The 18,047-nt window shown below is 73.0% G+C and carries 13 protein-coding genes; 9 read left to right on the top strand and 4 right to left on the bottom strand.

What is annotated here, in order from left to right:
• Nucleotides 1-191: 191 nt before the first annotated feature.
• Both IO40_RS0131985 and IO40_RS0131980 read left to right on the top strand, forming a co-directional pair.
• Complete coding sequence (locus IO40_RS0131985; RefSeq protein WP_016469353.1) at nt 192-1,157, top strand: N-acetylneuraminate synthase family protein; 966 nt, start codon at nt 192-194, stop codon at nt 1,155-1,157.
• A 315-nt stretch (nt 1,158-1,472) separates the two neighbouring features.
• Entirely contained in the window at nt 1,473-2,615 is a 1,143-nt protein-coding gene (locus IO40_RS0131980; protein WP_174500713.1) for a hypothetical protein, read from the top strand.
• A gap of 69 nt (nt 2,616-2,684) precedes the next feature.
• Here the strand turns inward: IO40_RS0131980 and IO40_RS0131975 are convergent, their stop codons facing one another.
• The 3 genes from IO40_RS0131975 to IO40_RS0131965 form a co-directional block, all read right to left on the bottom strand.
• Nucleotides 2,685-2,885: a hypothetical protein gene (locus IO40_RS0131975; RefSeq protein WP_016469355.1), complete on the bottom strand. Its 201-nt coding sequence runs from the start codon at nt 2,883-2,885 to the stop codon at nt 2,685-2,687.
• Nucleotide 2,886: 1 nt separating this feature from the next.
• Nucleotides 2,887-3,078, bottom strand: coding sequence for a hypothetical protein (locus IO40_RS0131970; protein ID WP_016469356.1), 192 nt, complete (start codon nt 3,076-3,078; stop codon nt 2,887-2,889).
• A 127-nt stretch (nt 3,079-3,205) separates the two neighbouring features.
• A complete protein-coding gene (locus tag IO40_RS0131965; protein ID WP_016469357.1) occupies nt 3,206-4,417 on the bottom strand; it encodes a helix-turn-helix domain-containing protein in 1,212 nt (403 codons plus the stop codon).
• A 255-nt stretch (nt 4,418-4,672) separates the two neighbouring features.
• On the opposite strand from IO40_RS0131965, the gene IO40_RS0131960 reads away from it, so the two are divergent.
• The 7 genes from IO40_RS0131960 to IO40_RS0131930 all read left to right on the top strand — a co-directional run bounded on the left by IO40_RS0131960 (nt 4,673) and on the right by IO40_RS0131930 (nt 13,517).
• Nucleotides 4,673-5,959 (top strand): amidohydrolase, encoded by a 1,287-nt coding sequence (locus IO40_RS0131960; RefSeq protein WP_031176627.1) that lies wholly within the window; start codon nt 4,673-4,675, stop codon nt 5,957-5,959.
• Nucleotides 5,960-6,424: 465 nt separating this feature from the next.
• Entirely contained in the window at nt 6,425-7,459 is a 1,035-nt protein-coding gene (locus IO40_RS0131955; protein ID WP_016469359.1) for a BMP family lipoprotein, read from the top strand.
• A gap of 138 nt (nt 7,460-7,597) precedes the next feature.
• The gene (locus IO40_RS0131950; RefSeq protein ID WP_016469360.1) at nt 7,598-9,241 is read left to right on the top strand and encodes an ABC transporter ATP-binding protein; all 1,644 of its coding nucleotides are present in this window, start codon (nt 7,598-7,600) and stop codon (nt 9,239-9,241) included.
• Entirely contained in the window at nt 9,238-10,377 is a 1,140-nt protein-coding gene (locus IO40_RS0131945) for an ABC transporter permease (protein ID WP_031176626.1), read from the top strand. The genes IO40_RS0131950 and IO40_RS0131945 overlap by 4 nt, the downstream gene beginning before the upstream one ends.
• Nucleotides 10,374-11,684 carry an ABC transporter permease gene (locus tag IO40_RS0131940; protein ID WP_031176625.1) on the top strand — a complete coding sequence of 437 codons (1,311 nt, stop codon included), beginning with the start codon at nt 10,374-10,376 and terminating at the stop codon, nt 11,682-11,684. The genes IO40_RS0131945 and IO40_RS0131940 overlap by 4 nt, the downstream gene beginning before the upstream one ends.
• Nucleotides 11,681-12,160: a cytidine deaminase gene (locus IO40_RS0131935; protein ID WP_031176624.1), complete on the top strand. Its 480-nt coding sequence runs from the start codon at nt 11,681-11,683 to the stop codon at nt 12,158-12,160. The genes IO40_RS0131940 and IO40_RS0131935 overlap by 4 nt, the downstream gene beginning before the upstream one ends.
• A gap of 79 nt (nt 12,161-12,239) precedes the next feature.
• On the top strand, nt 12,240-13,517 hold the full coding sequence (locus IO40_RS0131930) for a thymidine phosphorylase (protein ID WP_016469364.1): 1,278 nt from the start codon (nt 12,240-12,242) through the stop codon (nt 13,515-13,517).
• 244 nt (nt 13,518-13,761) lie between these two features.
• Here the strand turns inward: IO40_RS0131930 and IO40_RS0131925 are convergent, their stop codons facing one another.
• The gene (locus tag IO40_RS0131925) at nt 13,762-17,835 is read right to left on the bottom strand and encodes a non-ribosomal peptide synthetase (protein ID WP_033230346.1); all 4,074 of its coding nucleotides are present in this window, start codon (nt 17,833-17,835) and stop codon (nt 13,762-13,764) included.
• Nucleotides 17,836-18,047 lie beyond the last annotated feature (212 nt).

The following is an 18,047-nucleotide window of genomic DNA, read 5'->3' as shown; positions in this document are numbered from 1 at the left end:
GGGTGGGTGGGGGCGGTCCTCGGGCCTTCGACGGGGCCCACCCACAACGAACCCCACGCCCCTCCGCGACGCCCACCCCCGCCGCCTCCTGACCAGCGCAAACCCTACCCGTCCCGTCCGCCACCGACCCGTCACCGTCACCCCGAGCCCTTCGCCGGCTCGCACGGAACAAACCCCCGGAAGTGATGAACATGAACAGCATCAGCCCCCGCACCCGCACCCTCGGCACCAAGACCGTCGGCCCGGGCCACCCCGTGTACGTCACCGGGGAGATCGGCATCAACCACAACGGTGACCTCGACAACGCCTTCGCCCTCATCGATGCCGCCGCCGAGGCGGGCTGCGACGCGGTGAAGTTCCAGAAGCGCACCCCCGAGATCTGCACCCCGCGCGACCAGTGGGACCTGGAGCGGGACACCCCGTGGGGGCGGATGACCTACATCGACTACCGGCACCGTGTCGAGTTCGGCGAGGACGAGTACCGCGCCATCTCCGAGCACTGCGCCGAGCGGGGCATCGACTGGTTCGCCTCGCCGTGGGACGAGGAGGCCGTCGCCTTCCTGGAGAAGTTCGACGTGCCCGCGCACAAGGTGGCCTCGGCGTCCCTCACCGACGACGACCTGCTGCGGGCGCTGCGCGCCACGGGCCGCACCGTCATCCTCTCCACCGGCATGTCCACCCCGAAGCAGATCCGGCACGCGGTGGAGGTGCTGGGCAGCGAGAACATCGTGCTGTGCCACGCCACCTCCACCTACCCGGCGAAGGCGGAGGAGCTGAACCTGCGGGTCATCAACACCCTCCAGGAGGAGTACCCGAACGTCCCGATCGGCTACAGCGGTCACGAGACGGGTCTCCAGACGACACTGGCAGCCGTCGCCCTGGGCGCCGTCTTCGTGGAGCGGCACATCACCCTGGACCGCGCCATGTGGGGCTCCGACCAGGCCGCTTCCGTCGAGCCGCAGGGGCTGACCCGGCTGGTGCGGGACATCCGCACGATCGAGGAGTCCCTCGGTGACGGCGTGAAGAAGGTCTACGACAGCGAGCTGGCACCCATGCGCAAGCTGCGGCGCGTCAAGGGCGTCGTCGCCCAGGCCGACGAGGCGACGCGCAACGCGGGGGCGGACGCCGAGGCGCCCCGCGAGCCGGCCACGGTCTGACACGTCCCGGCACACCGGCCCGGCGCCGGCGGGCCCCGGCCGGCCCCACCACCCACCGGCCGGGGCCCGACCGGCGCAGGCGGCCCGCGAAAGCCGGGCCGGGCCCCACCGGCGAGATCCGGGCCCCGCAGGCGCCCCACCAGCCAGGTCGGGTCCCCGGCCCGGACCGGCCCTCACCCGGGGTCGGGGCCGCCGCCCCCACAACTCAAATCCGCCTTACAACTCAAATCTGCCCCCAACTCAAACCCGGCCCCACGACCAGAAGCCGGCCCACCGGCTCAGTACCGGCCACAGCGGAACGGAGCGTGTACGCAGATGGCCCGTGACCGCTCCTGCGCAGGAGCAGCCGCGAGTGGCCCCGGCAGTGTGGCGGCGGCCGTGCCGGGGCCGCGGGAGGGAGCTCTCGCGTTCGTCGAGAGCCCCGTCCAGCTCCTCAACGTGCTCGAATGGGCGCACAACCACCCGGCGCCCGGCACCGCCAGCCCCCTCACCCTCGTCGTGCTGCCGCCGCACGACCCGATGACGCGGGGCCAGCTGCGCCGCATGGCCGAACTGGCCCGCGACGAGGGCATCACCGTGCGCTGGGAGGAGGCCCGCGACGGGGTGGCCGGTGCCGCCAAGAGCGTCCTCTCCCTGGCCCGCCGGCTGCGCCGGGCCACGACCCTGGTCATCGGGGACCCGTTCTCCCGCTACGTCCAACTGCTGCTGGCCCTCACCCCGTCCCGTGCCGAACGCCGGGTGACGGTGGTGGACGACGGTACGGCGACGATGGAGTTCGTCGCCCAGCTGGCGCGGGGCGAACGGTTCGTGCGCTGGCACCGCAAGGGCAGCCGGGGCGGGGTGCGCGGTCTGCTGTTCGCGCCGGTCTCCCGCCGCGCCCGCCGCCGTCTCACCCCCGGCCCCGACGGCTCGCACCGGGTGGAGGTCTTCAGCTCCATGCCGGTGGAGGTGCCGGAGAACGTCATCGTCACGGCGAACGAGTTCGCCTGGACCCGCGCCCGTTTCGGCCCGCCCCGGCTGACCAAGGGCGCCGATCTGGTGGGCACCTCCCTGGTGGAGACCGGTGTGGTGGACGTCGAGCGCTATCTGGAGGCCGTCGCGGGGCTGGCCCGCGCCTATGGAGCCACCCGCTATTTCGCGCACCGCAGGGAGAGCAGCGAAAAGCTGGCGCAGGTCAGCGCCGCCACCGGCCTGGAGATCGTCCGCCCTGACCTGCCTCTCGAACTGGTCGCCCGCCGCGGTCCGGTGGGGCGGACGATCCTCAGCTTCCCCTCCACCGTCGTCCACACCCTCCCGCTGGCGCTCGCCGGCACGGCCGTGACCGTCGCCGTCTGCGACATAGACCCCGCCTGGCTGACCCGTACGGCGTCCCCCCGCGCCCACGGTTTCCTCACGGACGTCACCGGCAAAGCCCGAGGCGCCCACCGCCTCCCCCCGACCCCGCAGCAGAGCACATAAGACGCGGCCCCGCGGCCCGGCCCGCCCGGGCCAAGGTCCGGCGTCCGGCCGGGCGCGGCCGGCCCGCTCCTATCCGCGGCGGTCCTGCGGTGCTGTCCCGCCGCGTGAGGAGGGGACGTCGAGTTGATGGTCGTAGCGGTAGACCACGAGAGGCACGTCATCGTCGTCGAGTCTCAGCCGGTAGATGAGGGGCGACGGGAGGGTGATGCGGATGATCTCTCCCTCCTTGCCGGTCGTCCTGTCGCGTACGCGCTGGCCGATGCGCCACATGTCAGACGCCCCGCAGTACACGGGCGGTGTCCCCGTGCTTCCTGCGCAGGTGCGCGGCGAACAGTGCTTCGAGGTCGGCGCGTGGTCTCGGGTCTCCCGCGGCACGTGCGACCTGCGTGCGGTACCACTCGCAGTCGGCGCAGGACACGGGGCGCCGCACGCTCTCGTCCGACTCGTCTTCAGGCTGCGTCATGGCTGTCTGCTTCCTCGGTCCGTCCGCGTCCCCCGGCCGTCGGTCGCGGTCGCGAGGGCTGTTCCGGTACCAACCCTGGAGCAGCGGGCGGAGCCTCAGAAGGGATGTAACGTCCCAGTTCCACGGGCTAGTCGGCGATGCCCAGGAACTCGGCCAGCTTGCGCACGCCGGGCGGCCGGGAGGGGCGCGCGGCCAGGTCGCGGACCAGCGACACGGCCTGTGTGTGGTGCCGCATCCACGCCGGGGCGGTGCGCCGCAGCCGTTCGAGGGTTTTGACGGCGCCTTCCGCGTTCCCCAGGTCGGCGTGTGCCTGTGCCACGTCGAGCAGCAGCCAGGTCCGCCAGGACGGGGGCGTGTCGGCGCCGAGCCGTATTCCCCGGGCGAGCGCCAGCGCTTCCTGGGGCCGGGCGTGCTGGACGGCGAGACGGACGCGCTCGATCCGCACGGAGGACCGGCTGAACACGGAGAGCATCTTTCCGTCCGCGGGGGGCGGCAGGGTGCGCAGGCGTTGGGCGGCCTTCTCCGCCGTGGTCATCATGGCGTTGGCGGTCCCGTAGTCGCCGGAGCGGGCGGCCGAGGTGGCGGCCGACATGAGCAGCCCGCCCCACACCCGGACCCCCTCGGCGGTGTGGCCGTACCGTTGCTCGACCCCGTCGGCGGCATGCACGGCCAGGTGTTCCGCGTCGGCGAGCCGGTTCTGGCGTTGGTAGTTCCACGCGACGCTGTTGCTGATCATCGGCACGAGCAGTGGATCCGGGGAGTCGGCGGCGGCGTGCATGGCGCGTTCCAGGGCCGAGAGGGCGAGGTCGGTCTTACCCAGCCGGATGGCCAGGTGTCCGGCCAGCTGCAGTGCCTTGGCCAACGCTGCTTGTCCGGCGGCACGCTCGTCGGCCCGCCCGACGGAGGCGGCGAAGCGCGCGTCGGTGACGATGCCGGGCAGGACGTCCATGAGGCGTCCGAACGCGGCGTCGTGGTAGAGGGTCCAGCCGTCCGAGATCTCCTGGCGCAGGAGTGGCAGGGACAGCCGCTCGGCTCCAGCCGGGTCGGGCGGGGGGCCGAACAGGGGCGGCATGACCGCGCGACGCAGGGCCACCAGCTGGGGTGGATCGGCCGCTCCGGTGGACGGGACCGCGGGCGGGTCTCCGAGCAGCGCCGTCAGCTCCACTCCGAGCCCGCGGGCGAGGGCGTGCAAGGTGGGCAGCCGGGCGCTGTGCTTCCGCTTCTGTTCGAGTTTGCGTACAACGTCGGCACAGACGCCGGAGCGTTCGGCCAGGCCCTCCTGCGTCAGGTCGGCGAGGCGCCGCAGACGTGCCAGCCGGTCGCCCAGGTGCTCAGCCATGGGCTCAGGCTACGCCGGGCAGGAGGCGTGGCGGCAGACCTTCCCGCGCCGCCAGCATGTGCTGCATACCGGTGCGCCCCCCGGGTACCCGGCACTCCGCTGTCAGGCAGCGTGTGGGCGTGCGGGCAAGCGAACAGCTATACCCAACCGCAAGGGGACATAACCGCCGCACGGCCTAGATTTTCTTCCCCTGTGAGGTTGAACTTTGGGGGATCTCTAGTGAGTTGCGGTCGCGGTGGGCCTAGTCTTCGCACCATGAACGAACTCCTGTCCCCTGCAGCTCCGGAGGTAGAGGTAGACGCACGCGGAGCCGCCGGCGTACTGCCCGAGCTTCCCGGCCGCCTGACCGAACCCCTACGGCGAGAGCTCATCGCTTTCCGGCGTGACATCCATATGCATCCGGAGCTGGGCAACCAGGAGTTCCGCACGACGACAGCGCTCAAGACCCGGCTGGAGCGCGCCGGGCTGCGGCCCCGGGTGCTGGCGATGGGCACGGGGCTGATCTGCGACATCCATCCGGGGACCGGCGCGGAGCCGGCGGGCACGGCGGAGGGCGGTGTCCAGGAGAGCGCGCCCATGCTGGCGCTGCGCGCGGACATCGACGCGCTGCCCATCCCGGACACCAAGGAGGTGTCCTACCGCTCGACGGTGCCGGGCCGGGCGCACGCCTGCGGGCACGACGTGCACACCACGGTGGTGCTCGGCGCCGGGCTGGTGCTGGCGGAGCTGGCACGTGCCGGGGCCCTGCCGCGTCCGGTGCGGCTGCTGTTCCAGCCGGCCGAGGAGGTGCTGCCGGGCGGCGCTTCCGACGCGGTGGACTGCGGTGTGCTGGAAGGGGTCGGGTCGATCCTGGCGGTGCACTGCGATCCGCGGGTGGACGTGGGCCGCATCGGGCTGCGGGCCGGCCCGATCACCTCGGCGTGCGACCGGCTGGAGGTGGTCCTCAGCGGTGCCGGGGGCCACACGGCCCGCCCGCACCTGACGACCGATCTGGTGACGGCGGCGGCCAAGCTGGTCACGGAGGCGCCGGCCCTGCTGTCACGCCGGGTGGACGCCCGGTCGGGGCTGGCCCTGACGTGGGGGCGGATCGAGTCGGGGCACGCCTCGAACGTCATCCCGCAGCGCGCGGAGCTGTCGGGCACCCTGCGCTGCCTGGATCTGCCGACGTGGCGTGAGGCGCCGGATCTGGTGCACGCGGCGATCGACGAGGTGGCGACGCTGCACCGGGCCAAGTGCGAGCTGACGTATGTGCGCGGCGTGCCGCCGGTGGTCAACGAGCCCTCGGCGACGGCGCTGTTGCGGGAGGCGATGACCGCGCGTGCGGGCGCTGCGGCGGTGGAGACCACCGAGCAGAGTCTGGGCGGTGAGGACTTCTCCTGGTATCTGGAGCACGTGCCGGGCGCGATGGCCCGGCTGGGGGTGCGGCCGGCGGGGGAGCGCCGGGTGCGCGATCTGCACCAGGGCGATTTCGACGCCGACGAGGGTGCCATCACCACCGGCGTGGAGCTGTTCACGGCGGCGGTGCTGCTGCGCCGTTCGTGACCGGCGGGGGCCGTCCCCGGCCCGGGCCTTTCCGGCCCGGCCGCATGGGGCGGCCCCGCCCGTTCGAGCCCCCGCCCCGCGCAGCCCGTTCGCCCCGCTGCGCACGACCCGTCCGCGTCGATCCCTGCAGGGCATTCGCGGCGATCGGGACAGCCCGTCCGCCCCGCCCCGCGCAGCCCGTCCGCCCCGCCCGCCCGGGGCCCGCACGGCCCGTCCGCGTCGATCCCTGCAGGGCATTCGCGGCGATCGGGACAGCCCGTCCGCGGCCATCCGAACAGCCCTTCCGGGGCAATCCGCGCGATCCGTCGGCGACGATCCGCATAGCGCGTTCGCGACGATCCGATAACGGCTGGTTCCCGTCTCCTTCTGCTGGAAATCTACGCGCGTTAATCTGTGGCCGTCTCAAGGGCCGGAACCCAACTGCGGTGCCGGAACCGGTGCTTCCACGACTCGAAGGGGACTCCGTTGCGTCGGGTAACAAAGCTGGCTGCCGCGGTCACCGCCACCGCGACTCTCGCACTGACGGCCACCGCGTGCGGTGAGAGCTCTACGGAGTCGGGCGGTGGCAAGAAGAACAAGGGCGTCGGGCTCGCCTTCGACGTCGGGGGGCGGGACGACCACTCCTTCAACGAGGCGGCGGCCCGCGGCACGGACAAGGCCGAGAAGGAACTCGGCGTCAAGACCAAGGAGATGACGGCCGGGAACAACGAGACGGAGGAGACCCGCGAGCAGCGGCTCATCTCGCTCGCCAAGGACGGCTACAATCCGGTCATTGGCGTCGGCTTCAACTACGGCAAGTCGATCAACAAGGTGGCCAAGGACTTCCCCGACACGACCTTCGGTGTGGTGGACGAGCAGTCCCACACCAAGAACGTGGTCGGCATGACGTTCGCGGAGAACGAGTCCTCCTACCTGGTGGGCGTTGCCGCGGCGAAGAAGACGAAGACGGACAAGGTCTCCTTCATCGGCGGCGTGGACAACGCGCTCATCCAGAAGTTCGAGGCCGGCTACGTCAAGGGCGTCAAGGACACCAACCCGAAGATCAAGGTCGAGGTCGACTACCTCTACAAGGAGTCCGACAAGGGCTTCAACGACCCGGCCCGCGCCAAGAGCATGGCCAAGGGCATGCTGGCCCGCGGCAACGACGTCATCTACAGCGCGGCGGGCCAGTCGGGTGCCGGTTCCATCGAGCAGGTCAGCAAGAAGAAGGGCGCCTGGGCCATCGGGGTCGACTCCGACCAGTACCGGCAGAAGGGCCTGGAGAAGTACAAGAACGCGATCCTGACCTCGTCGGTCAAGAACGTGGACGTCGCCGTCTACGAGCTGATCAAGAGCGTGAAGGACGGCAAGCCGCTCAAGGGGAACCAGACGTTCTCGCTGAAGGAGGACGGCGTCTCGGTCGCGACTTCCGGCGGTTTCGTCGACGACGTCATGGACGACATCAACAAGGCCAAGGAAGACATCATCTCGGGCAAGGTCAAGGTTCCGGCCCGGCCGTGATGCCCTCGTGAGGGCGGCCCCGGACGGTGCGCGGACAGCGCGGCGTGCGGGGCCGTCCTCCCTGTGCCCCCCTTTCCGCCGGGGCGGCGTACCTCTCCCGTCCGGGAGCCCAGCTCAATCAGGGAGCGCGTCAGTCAAGTGTCCAGCGAGTCCAGCGGCAGCAGCACGGCGCCGCCCGGGGCGGGCCCAGGGCCCGGCGGTTCCGGGACGGCCGTCGAACTGCGCGGCATCACCAAACGGTTCCCCGGCGTCGTCGCCAACCGCGACATCGACATCACGGTGCACCGCGGCACCGTGCACGCGCTCGTCGGTGAGAACGGTGCGGGCAAGTCCACCCTGATGAAGATCCTCTACGGCATGCAGCGGCCGGACGAGGGCACCATCAGCATCGACGGGGAGCCCGTCACCCTGCACAGCCCCGCCGACGCCATCGCGCGCGGCATCGGCATGGTGCACCAGCACTTCATGCTGGCCGACAACCTCACCGTGCTGGAGAACACCGTGCTCGGCGCGGAGAAGCTGCACGGCATCGGTGCCCGCGCCCGCAAGAAGATCAAGGAGCTGTCGGACGCCTACCAGCTCGGGGTCCGCCCCGACGCCCTGGTCGAGGAACTCGGGGTCGCCGACCGGCAGCGGGTGGAGATCCTCAAGGCCCTCTACCGGGGCGCCCGCACGCTCATCCTGGACGAGCCGACGGCGGTGCTGGTGCCGCAGGAGGTCGACGCGCTCTTCGCCAACCTGCGGGAGCTGAAGGCCGAGGGTCTGACCGTTCTGTTCATCTCGCACAAGCTGGGCGAGGTGCTGTCCGTCGCCGACGCGATCACCGTCATCCGGCGCGGCACGACGGTGGCCTCCGTACGGCCACAGGAGACCAGCCCCAAGCAGCTCGCGGAGCTGATGGTCGGCAGCGAGCTGCCGACCGCCGAGACCCGTGAGTCCACCGTCACCGACGTGCCGATGCTGAAGGTGGAGGGGCTGCGGCTGTCGGCGACCGACTCCGACGGTGTGCGGCGCACGGTGCTGGACGACATCTCCTTCACCATCCACAAGGGCGAGGTGCTGGGCATCGCCGGTGTGGAGGGCAACGGACAGGCCGAACTCGTCGAGGCCGTCATGGGGATGAGCGACCCGGACGGCGGCACCGTCACCCTGGACGGCCAGGACCTCACGCACGCCCCCACCCGGCTGCGGCGGGAGAGCGGCATCGGCTACATCCCCGAGGACCGGCACCGGCACGGGCTGCTGCTGGAGGCCCCGCTGTGGGAGAACCGCATCCTGGGCCACGTCACGGAGAAGCCCAACACGAAGGGCCCGCTGCTGGGCATACCCGGCGCCCCGCAGCTGCTCGCCCTGGGGGACGCGCGGGCCGACGCGGAGCGCATCGTCGCCGAGTACGACGTGCGCACCCCCGGTATCGAGGTCACCGCCGCCAGTCTGTCGGGCGGCAACCAGCAGAAGTTCATCGTCGGCCGCGAGATGAGCCACCACCCCAAGCTGCTGATCGCCGCCCACCCCACCCGTGGTGTGGACGTCGGCGCGCAGGCGCAGATCTGGGACCAGATACGCGCCGCCCGCCGTGAGGGGCTGGCCGTGCTGCTGATCTCCGCCGACCTGGACGAGCTGATCGGGCTCTCCGACACGCTGCGGGTGATGTACCGGGGCCGGCTGGTCGCCGATGCCGACCCGGCGCACGTCACCCCGGAGGAGCTGGGCTCGGCGATGACCGGCGCGGCCAGCGGCCACCTGGAGCACCAGGACGAGACGACGGGGGGCGACAAGTGAGCCGCTGGAAAGAGAAGTTCGGCGTCCAGTCCGTCCTCCAGGCGCTGGCCGCGCCCGCGCTGGCGCTGCTCGCCGCGTTCGTCCTCTCCTCCGTGGTGATCCTGGCGACCGGCAAGGACCCCTTCCACGCCTTCTTCGTGATGATCGACTTCGGGTCGAAGAGCGACAGCCAGGTGTGGATCATCAACAAGGCGATCCCGTACTACCTGTCGGCGGCGGCCGTGGCCATCGGCTTCCGCATGAACCTCTTCAACATCGGCGTGGACGGGCAGTACCGCGTCGCCGCGTTCTTCGCCGCCGTCGTCGGCGGGGCGCTCGCGCTGCCCGGCGTGCTCCAGATCCCCGTCATCATCATCGTGGCGATGGCCGTCGGCGCCCTGTGGGCGGGCATCGCGGGCGTGCTCAGGACGACCCGCGGCGTCAGCGAGGTCATCACCACGATCATGCTGAACTCCATCGCGGGCTCGCTGATCGGCTACTTCCTCTCCGAGGACAAGCTGGCCGTCAAGGACGGCAACCTCTTCCACACGCCGACCATCCCCGAATCCGGCCGGTTCTTCCTGATCCCCACCGACCCGGACCCCATCTACGGCACCGTCGTCGTGGCCGTCGTCATCGGCCTGGCGTACTGGTTCGTGATCGGCCGCACCCGCTTCGGCTTCGACCTGCGGGCCGTCGGCCGCAGCGAGTCGGCGGCCTCCGCCAGCGGCGTCAGCGTCCGCCGGATGGTCGTCACCAGCATGCTGCTGTCGGGTGCCGTGGCCGGACTCGTCGGCATCCCGACCCTGCTGAACAAGTCCTTCAGCTACGGCACCGACTTCCCCACCGGCGTCGGCTTCACCGGCATCGCCATCGCCCTGCTGGGCCGCAACCACCCCTTCGGCATGGCACTCGCCGCGCTGCTGTGGGGCTTTTTGGAACGCACCGGCATCCAGCTGGAGTTCGAGGGCTACGCGCAGGAGATCGTCGGCGTCATGCAGGGGATCATCGTGCTGTGCGTCGTCATCGCGTACGAGATCGTCCGCCGCGTCGTGCTGCGCAGGCAGCAGCGTGAGGTCGGCGCGGAGCTGAGCGCCCGGGCCGGCGCGGGCACCGAGCAGGACGGCACCGAGCAGAAGGCGGGGGCCACCGCATGAGCACCACCTCCACGTCGTCCGCGCCGAAGCAGGCACCCGCGACCGCCGACGCGGGCGGCGGCCGGCGGCGGCTGTCCTACCCCGTCGTCCTGCTGCTGATCGTGGGCGGACTGCTGCTGCTCTCCCTCGTACGGGTCGTCACCGGCGACGAACAGCTCTCCAACAGCGACCAGTTCTCCTCCGCCATCGCCGCCGCCGTGCCCATCGGACTGGCCGGCCTGGGCGGGCTGTGGGCCGAACGCGCCGGCGTCATCAACATCGGCCTCGAAGGCATGATGATGCTCGGCACCTTCGCCGCGGGCTGGATCGGCTGGCAGCACGGGCCGTGGGCCGCCGTGCTGGCGGGCATCGCCGGCGGCGCCCTCGGCGGGCTGGTGCACGCCCTGGCGACCGTCACCTTCGGCGTCGACCACATCGTCTCCGGTGTCGCCATCAACATCCTCGCCCTCGGCCTCGTGCGCTACCTGGCGAAGCTGTGGTTCGGCGCGCCCGGCAGCGACGCGGCCCAGGCGGGCGGCAACGACAAGCAGTCGCCGCCCATGGACGACATGCCCACCTTCACCGTCCCCGGCCTCGCCGACGGGCTCGGCAGCATCGAGAAGCACCAGTGGTTCCTCGTCTCCGACCTGGCCGGCATCCTGCGGGCCCTGGTCAGCGAGGTCTCGTGGGTGACGCTGCTGACCGTCGTGCTCTTCGTCGGCAGCTTCTTCGTGCTGTGGCGTTCCTCGTTCGGGCTGCGGCTGCGCTCCTGCGGTGAGAACCCGGTCGCCGCCGAGTCGCTGGGCGTCAACGTCTACACCTACAAGTACGCCGCCCTGCTGGTCTCCGGGGCGCTGGCCGGGCTCGGCGGCGCGTTCCTCGCCATCGGCGTGCACTTCTACCAGGAGAACCAGACCGGCGGGCGCGGCTACATCGGCCTCGCCACCATGATCTTCGGCAACTGGCGTCCCGGGGGCGTCGCCATGGGCGCCGGGCTCTTCGGCTTCATGGACGCCCTGCGCGTCGTCGGCGGCGGCACCACCGTCCACGCGATGCTGCTGCTGATGGCCGTACTGCTGGTCCTGCTCGCCGCCTGGAAGATCCGCGCCGCGCTGCGCGGCGCCCGCGGCGCCCGTGTCCAGGCCGCCGTCGCCCTCGTTATCGCCGTGCTGCTCGCGCTGTGGTACACGCTGACGGACACCGTGGCCCTGGAGTTCGTGGAGATGACGCCGTACGTCACCACACTGCTGGTGCTCTCCCTGGCCGCGCAACGGCTCCGCGCCCCACGCGCGGTCGGCAAGTCGTACCGCCGAGGCGAGGGGACATGAGCGTGAACGAAACCGCGGACACCGGTCCGGCCGCCACCGGCCGGACCGGCGAGGAGACGGCCGGCGGCGGGGAGACGGCCGGCGGAGCGCACCTCGACTGGGACGCCCTGCGCGACCGGGCCCGGGACGCCATGGCCCGGGCGTACGCGCCCTACTCCGGCTTCCCCGTCGGCGCCGCCGCGCTGGTGGCCGACGGACGCACGGTGACCGGCTGCAACGTCGAGAACGCCTCCTACGGTGTCGGCCTGTGCGCCGAATGCGGTCTGGTCAGCGAACTGATCGCCACCGGCGGCGGCCGGCTGGTCGCCTTCACCTGCGTCGGGGGCGACGGCACCGTCGTCGCCCCCTGCGGGCGCTGCCGCCAACTGCTGTGGGAGCACGGCGGAGCGGACCTGCTGGTGGAGGCGCCCTCCGGCATCCGCCCCCTCGCGGACCTGCTCGCGGACGCCTTCGGGCCCCAGCAGCTGGCACGCTGAGAGCCCGGCGGCCGGCACGCCGCGGGCCCCGGCGCGGCCCCGGTCCGCCGGAAACACGGAACCAAGCAGGGAGTGAGGCATGGACGCCATTTCCGTCATCCGCGCCAAGCGCGACCGACAGGAGCTGACCGGCGAACAGATCGACTGGATCATCGACGCCTACACCCGCGGTGTCGTCGCCGACGAACAGATGGCGGCGCTGGCCATGGCCGTCTACCTCAACGGCATGACCCGCGCGGAGATCTCCCGCTGGACCGCCGCCATGATCGCGTCCGGCGAGCGGATGGACTTCGGCGCGCTCGACCGCCCCACGGCGGACAAACACTCCACGGGCGGCGTGGGCGACAAGATCACCCTGCCGCTCGCGCCGCTGGTCGCCGCCTGCGGCGCGGCCGTCCCCCAGCTGTCCGGCCGGGGCCTGGGACACACCGGCGGCACCCTCGACAAGCTGGAGTCCGTCCCCGGCTGGCGGGCCTCCCTCAGCAACGCCGAGATGATGGACGTCCTGCGGGACGTCGGCTCCGTCGTCTGCGCGGCGGGCGAGGGCCTGGCCCCCGCCGACAAGCGGCTGTACGCGCTGCGGGACGTCACGGGCACGGTCGAGTCGCTGCCGCTGATCGCCTCCTCCATCATGTCCAAGAAGATCGCCGAGGGCACCGGCGCGCTCGTCCTGGACGTCAAGGCCGGCTCCGGCGCGTTCATGAAGAACGCCGACGACGCCCGCGAACTGGCCGCCACCATGGTCGAGCTGGGCACCGACCACGGGGTGCGCACCGTCGCCCTGCTGACGGACATGGACACCCCGCTGGGCCGGACGGCCGGCAACGCCCTCGAAGTACGCGAATCCGTCGAGGTCCTCGCGGGCGGCGGACCCGCCGACGTCGTCGAACTGACGGTGGCCCTCGCCCGGGAGATGCTGGACGCGGCCGGCCTGCCGGACGCCGACCCCGCCAAGGCACTGGCCGACGGCTCCGCGATGGACGTCTGGCGCCGCATGATCACCGCCCAGGGCGGCGACCCCGACGCACAACTGCCCCGCGCCCGCGAACAGCACGTGGTCACCGCTCCGGCGTCCGGTGTCGTCACCCGCCTCGACGCCTACGCCGTCGGGCTGGCCGCCTGGCGCCTGGGCGCCGGCCGCGCCCGCAAGGAGGACCCCGTGCAGGCCGGGGCCGGCGTCGAGATCCACGCCCGGCCCGGCGACCACGTCACCGCCGGCGCCCCGCTGCTGACCCTGCACACCGACACGCCCGACACCTTCGCGTACGCACAGGCGGCGCTGGAGGGAGCGTGGGAGCTCGCCCCCGCCGGCAGCGGTTTCCGGCCGCGCCCGCTGATCCTCGACCGGATCGGCTGACGGCCGCCGGCCCGGCCCCGGACCGGTCGGCCGGCTCCGGCACCGTCCGGTCCCGCACCGGCGTGCGGTCCGGCACTGGCGTCCGGGCCCGCACCGGCGTCCCGACGCGCCCCCGCGAACGGACGCGAGCCGGTGGACGGACGAGAGCCGGTGGGCGGACGCGCCCCGGCGAACGGATGCGAGCCGGCCGACGGCGCCGGGCCGCGACCCGGCCGCCCACGCGGACCGCCCCGGGCCGGCGCCCTCACTGGTGCTGGTGCTCCCTCGCCAGCAGCGGGTGGAGCAGCCGGCCGATGCGGGCCATGGCGGATGCGGTGCCCATCGTGCTGTGGGTGCAGGGGATGTCGTGGACCGTGGGCGGCGCCGTCAGGTACGGCTCCCACTCCTGGGGTCCGCCGGCCGCACGGTGGGCGGGGTCGGGCACGGTGGCGCGGAAGTAGTGGGCCGGGCCCTTGTAGAGGGAGTGGCGGTAGGTCGGCAGCAGGGCCTCGTAGCGCTCCAGGACGCGGGTGACCGCACCGACGTGCGCGGCGTCGGCGGCGTGGCTGCCGAGCGCTTCCCGTACCAGGCGTTCGACCACGGCCGGGTCGGCGGTGTGCAGCCCGGGCCGGTGCGCGGGGTCGATGGGTGCCGCGTCCAGCAGGGCGAGGAGCTCCACCTCCTCGCCGTCGGCCTGGAGGCGGGCGGCGACGGCGTGGGCGAGGGCGCCGCCCAGGGACCAGCCCAGCAGCCGGTAGGGGCCGTGTTCCTGCACGGTGCGGAGCCGTGCGGCGTACTCCGCGATCAGGCCGGGGAAGGTGGTGGCGGGCCGGTCGGCCGGGTGGAGGCCCTGGGCCTGGAGGGCGTAGACGGGGACGTGCGGCGGCAGGTGCGGCGGCAGTGTGGCGTAGCACCAGCCGAGGCCGCCGGAGGGGTGGACGCAGAAGAGGGGCCGGTCGGTGCCGTCGGGGCGCAGCGGCAGCAGCATCCGCCAGGCGCCGTCGGCGGCGGGGCGGTCGCCCGCCGGGGCGGAGGTGTCGAGGAGGGCGGCGAGCCTGGCGGGGGTGGCGGCCTGGTAGAGCGCGCCGAGGGAGACGTCGGCGCCGAGTGCGGCGCGCAGCCGGGTGAGCAGGCGGGTGGCGGTCAGGGAGTGGCCGCCGAGGGCGAAGAAGTCGTCGTCGGGGCCGGCTTCGGGCACGCCGAGGACCTCGGCGAACAGGGCGCACACCGTGCGTTCGTGTGCGGTGCGCGGGGCGCGGCGCTGTGCCGGGGGCCGCGCGGGGGTGCGGGACGGCAGGGCGGCGCGGTCCAGTTTGCCCTGCGGGGTGAGGGGCAGGGCGTCGTGGGCGATGTAGACGGCGGGCACCATCGCGGCGGGCAGCCGGGCGGCGGCCCAGGAGCGCAGCTCCTGCTGGTCGGGGCCGTCCGTCGCGGCGGCGGGGGAGGGGCGGGTGCCGTCGCGGGGGCGGCGGGGTGCGGGCACGAAGTGCGCCGCCAGGTGCGGGGCGCCGGCCGTACCGTCCCCGCCGTGTGCGGCCACCGCGACCTGGGCGACGCCGGGGTGCGCGGCCAGCACCGTCTCGATCTCGGCCGGTTCGATGCGCACGCCGCGCAGTTTGATCTGCCCGTCGGTGCGGCCGAGGTACTCCAGGGCGCCGTCGTCGGTCCACCGCACCAGGTCGCCGGTGCGGTACATGCGGGCGTCCGGTTCCGCCGCGAACGGGTCCGGCAGGAAGCGGGCGGCGGTGGCCGCGGGCGCGCCCAGGTAGCCGCGGGCCACCTGGGCGCCGCCGAGGTGGAGTTCGCCGCGTACGCCGGGCGGGCACAGCCGTCCGCCGCGGTCGAGGACGTAGGCGCGCACATTGTGCTGGGGGCGGCCGATGACGGGGTGTTCGCCCTGTTCGTCCAGCCGGCACCAGACGGCGTCCACCGTGCACTCGGTGGGTCCGTAGTAGTTGAGGACGGTGGTGGCGGGCAGGGCGCGCAGCCGCCGCCACAGCGCGGGGTCCAGTGCCTCGCCGCCGACCATCAGGGTGCCGGGGTGGTGGGCGCCGGGGCGGAAGAGCCCGGCGTCCAGCAGGTGCCGCAGCAGGGAGGGGGTGAGGTCGAGGAAGTCGAGGCGCTGGTCCTCGACGCGGGCGGTGAGCGCGGTCGCGTCGTGCCGCACGCCGTCCTCGATCAGGTGCACCTCGTGGCCGGCGGCCAGGAACAGCCACGCCTCCCACGAGGTGTCGAAGGTGAACGAGGCGGTCAGCGCGGCCCGCAGCCGGCGCCCTCCGGCGCGCTGTGCGGCGGGGCCGATGAGGGTGGCGAGGTGGTCGTGGTGGAGGTTGGACAGCTGCCGGTGCTCGACGACGACGCCCTTGGGGCGGCCGGTGGTGCCGGAGGTGAAGGCGAGGTAGGCCGCGTCGTCGGGCCGCGGCGGGCGGGGCAGGTCGCCGGGGCGCGGATCGCTCGCGGGGCGGCGGGCCAGCGCGCGGATGGTGCTGTCGCTGTCGGTGAGCAGCACGGGCGCGTCCCCGGGCAGTCCGGGGGCGGTCGAGCGGGTGGCCAGGACGCACAGCGGCGCCGCGTCGGCCAGCATCATGCGGGTGCGTTCGGCCGGATGTCCGGCCTCCAGCGGCAGGCAGGCGGCGCCGGTCTTGAGGACGGCGAGCAGGGCCGCGGCGTACGCCTCGGTGCGGGGCAGCGCGAGGGCGACGGTGGTGCCGGGCCCGGCACCGCGGTCCAGCAGCAGGTGGGCGAGCCGGTTGGCGCGGGCGTTGAGCGCACGCCGGCCGAGGACGGTGGCGGCACGGGAGGGGCCGCACACCAGCGCGACGGCGTCCGGGTCCTCCCGTACGCGTTCCTCGAAGGCGGTGTGCAGCGGCTTGGCGGGCACGGCCAGGTGCGGGCCGCGTCCCCAGGCGAGCACCTGCTCGCGTTCGCCGCGGGTGGCGACATCCAGGGTGTCGAGCCGGCTGCCGGTGCCGGCGGTGGCGAGGGTGCGCAGCAGTTCCAGGAAGCGGCGGTGGTGGGCGGCGACCTGCTCGGGCGGGTGCACGGCGGGGTCCGCCTGGAAGTCGATGCGCAGGGAGCCGTCGTCGGGGCGGTCGTAGACGTTGACGCTCATCCCGGTGACCGGCCCGTTGGACAGGTTGTGCAGCAGGGCGGGATGGCGGCCGAAGGAGATCTTCGGGTCGTGGGTCATCACATTGATGCCCCAGTCGGCCATGCCGCCCGCGAGCCTGCGGGCGGCCCCCGCCTCCCGCATCAGGTGCCAGAAGGGGTAACGCTGGTGCCGCAGCAGCCCCTTGGCCTGCTCGGTGGTGCGGCGCAGCAGTTCGCCGACGGTGCCGGCGGCCGGGCACGGCACCCGCAGCGGCAGGACGTTGGCGAGCATGCACGGCACGTCGCGGGTGGCCCCGCCGCGCCCGGTGACGGTCACGTCCAGCACCACGCCCTCGCCGCCGTCCCCACCGTCGCGGCCGGTGCCGTCCGCCGCGGGCTCCGCGCCGCCGAGCCGGTGCACGTACAGGGCGAGCGCCGCCATGGCCGCGGTGGCCAGCCCGGTGCGCTCCTCGCGGGCGAGGGCACGCAGGCCCTGCGCGGCCTCCGGCTCCAGATGGCCGGTCTCCCGTACGAAGGTGCGGGCCGGACGCAGCCAGTGGCCGGACGGCTGCGGCGCGGAACCGCCCCAGGCGGCGAGCTGTTCCGTCCAGTAGGCGCGGTCGCGCACCATCCGCTCGGAGCGGTGGTAGGCGGCCTCGTCCTCCAGTGCGCGGGCCAGCGGGGCGAGGGTCCGCTCCGGCAGGGGAGCGCCGCTCTCCAGCGCGGTGTAGAGCTGGGCGACCCGCGGCAGGAAGAGCGACATGGCGTAGCCGTCCATCGCGATGTGGTGGATGGCCAGATAGAGCAGGTACCGGTCGTGGGCCGTGCGCAGGACGGCGAACGAGAAGACCCGTGACCGCCGCGGGTCCACGGGCTGTCCGAGGTCCGCCCACATCCACGCGTGCGCGGCGGCGTCCGGGTCGCTCTCGCCGCGCAGGTCGATCAGCGGCAGCGGCCAGTCGTCGCACTTCTCGACGTACTGGCGTACCTGTTCCTCCTCCTGGCCGTCTTGGCCTTCTTCACCTTCTTCGCCGACCGGCCCCTCACCGAAGCGGACGCGCAACGCCTCCGTCTCTTCGACGGCGTGCCGCAGCGCCCGCTCCAGCAGTCCCGCATCGACGGCGCCCCGGATCTCGACCGCTTCGGCGGCCCGGAAACAGGGACTGTCCGGGTCCAGCTGCTGGGCGATCCACATGCCCGTCTGCGCCGCCGTCAACGGCAGCCCTTCTCCGCTGCCGATCTGTCCCATGGAAACCAGCTCCCGATCGAACCACACGTCGGGGAGCACAACGAGAGGGAGGGGCGGTAGGGCACCTTCCGCGCGGGGGCGGGTACGCATTCCCAGGTCAGGGGCGCACGGCCGTGGGCGGTTTCTAGCGGTCGTTGCAACACGTGGTTGTGTTGATCAGGCCGCGAGCAGTTTATGCAGGCGCTCGGCTGGGGTTTCCCAGCCGAGCGTTT

The sequence above is a fragment of the Streptomyces albus subsp. albus genome (genome assembly GCF_000725885.1).
Classification (GTDB): domain Bacteria; phylum Actinomycetota; class Actinomycetes; order Streptomycetales; family Streptomycetaceae; genus Streptomyces; species Streptomyces albus.
The sequence above is the reverse complement of the archived record's forward strand: the minus strand, read 5'-3'. Positions and strand labels throughout refer to the sequence as shown.

Coding starts and splice junctions, on each gene's coding strand:
- IO40_RS0131985 (WP_016469353.1), top strand. CDS start 192: ATGAACAGCATCAGCCCCCGCACCCGCACCCTCGGCACCAAGACCGTC.
- IO40_RS0131980 (WP_174500713.1), top strand. CDS start 1,473: ATGGCCCGTGACCGCTCCTGCGCAGGAGCAGCCGCGAGTGGCCCCGGC.
- IO40_RS0131975 (WP_016469355.1), bottom strand. CDS start 2,885: ATGTGGCGCATCGGCCAGCGCGTACGCGACAGGACGACCGGCAAGGAG.
- IO40_RS0131970 (WP_016469356.1), bottom strand. CDS start 3,078: ATGACGCAGCCTGAAGACGAGTCGGACGAGAGCGTGCGGCGCCCCGTG.
- IO40_RS0131965 (WP_016469357.1), bottom strand. CDS start 4,417: ATGGCTGAGCACCTGGGCGACCGGCTGGCACGTCTGCGGCGCCTCGCC.
- IO40_RS0131960 (WP_031176627.1), top strand. CDS start 4,673: ATGAACGAACTCCTGTCCCCTGCAGCTCCGGAGGTAGAGGTAGACGCA.
- IO40_RS0131940 (WP_031176625.1), top strand. CDS start 10,374: ATGAGCACCACCTCCACGTCGTCCGCGCCGAAGCAGGCACCCGCGACC.
- IO40_RS0131935 (WP_031176624.1), top strand. CDS start 11,681: ATGAGCGTGAACGAAACCGCGGACACCGGTCCGGCCGCCACCGGCCGG.
- IO40_RS0131930 (WP_016469364.1), top strand. CDS start 12,240: ATGGACGCCATTTCCGTCATCCGCGCCAAGCGCGACCGACAGGAGCTG.
- IO40_RS0131925 (WP_033230346.1), bottom strand. CDS start 17,835: ATGGGACAGATCGGCAGCGGAGAAGGGCTGCCGTTGACGGCGGCGCAG.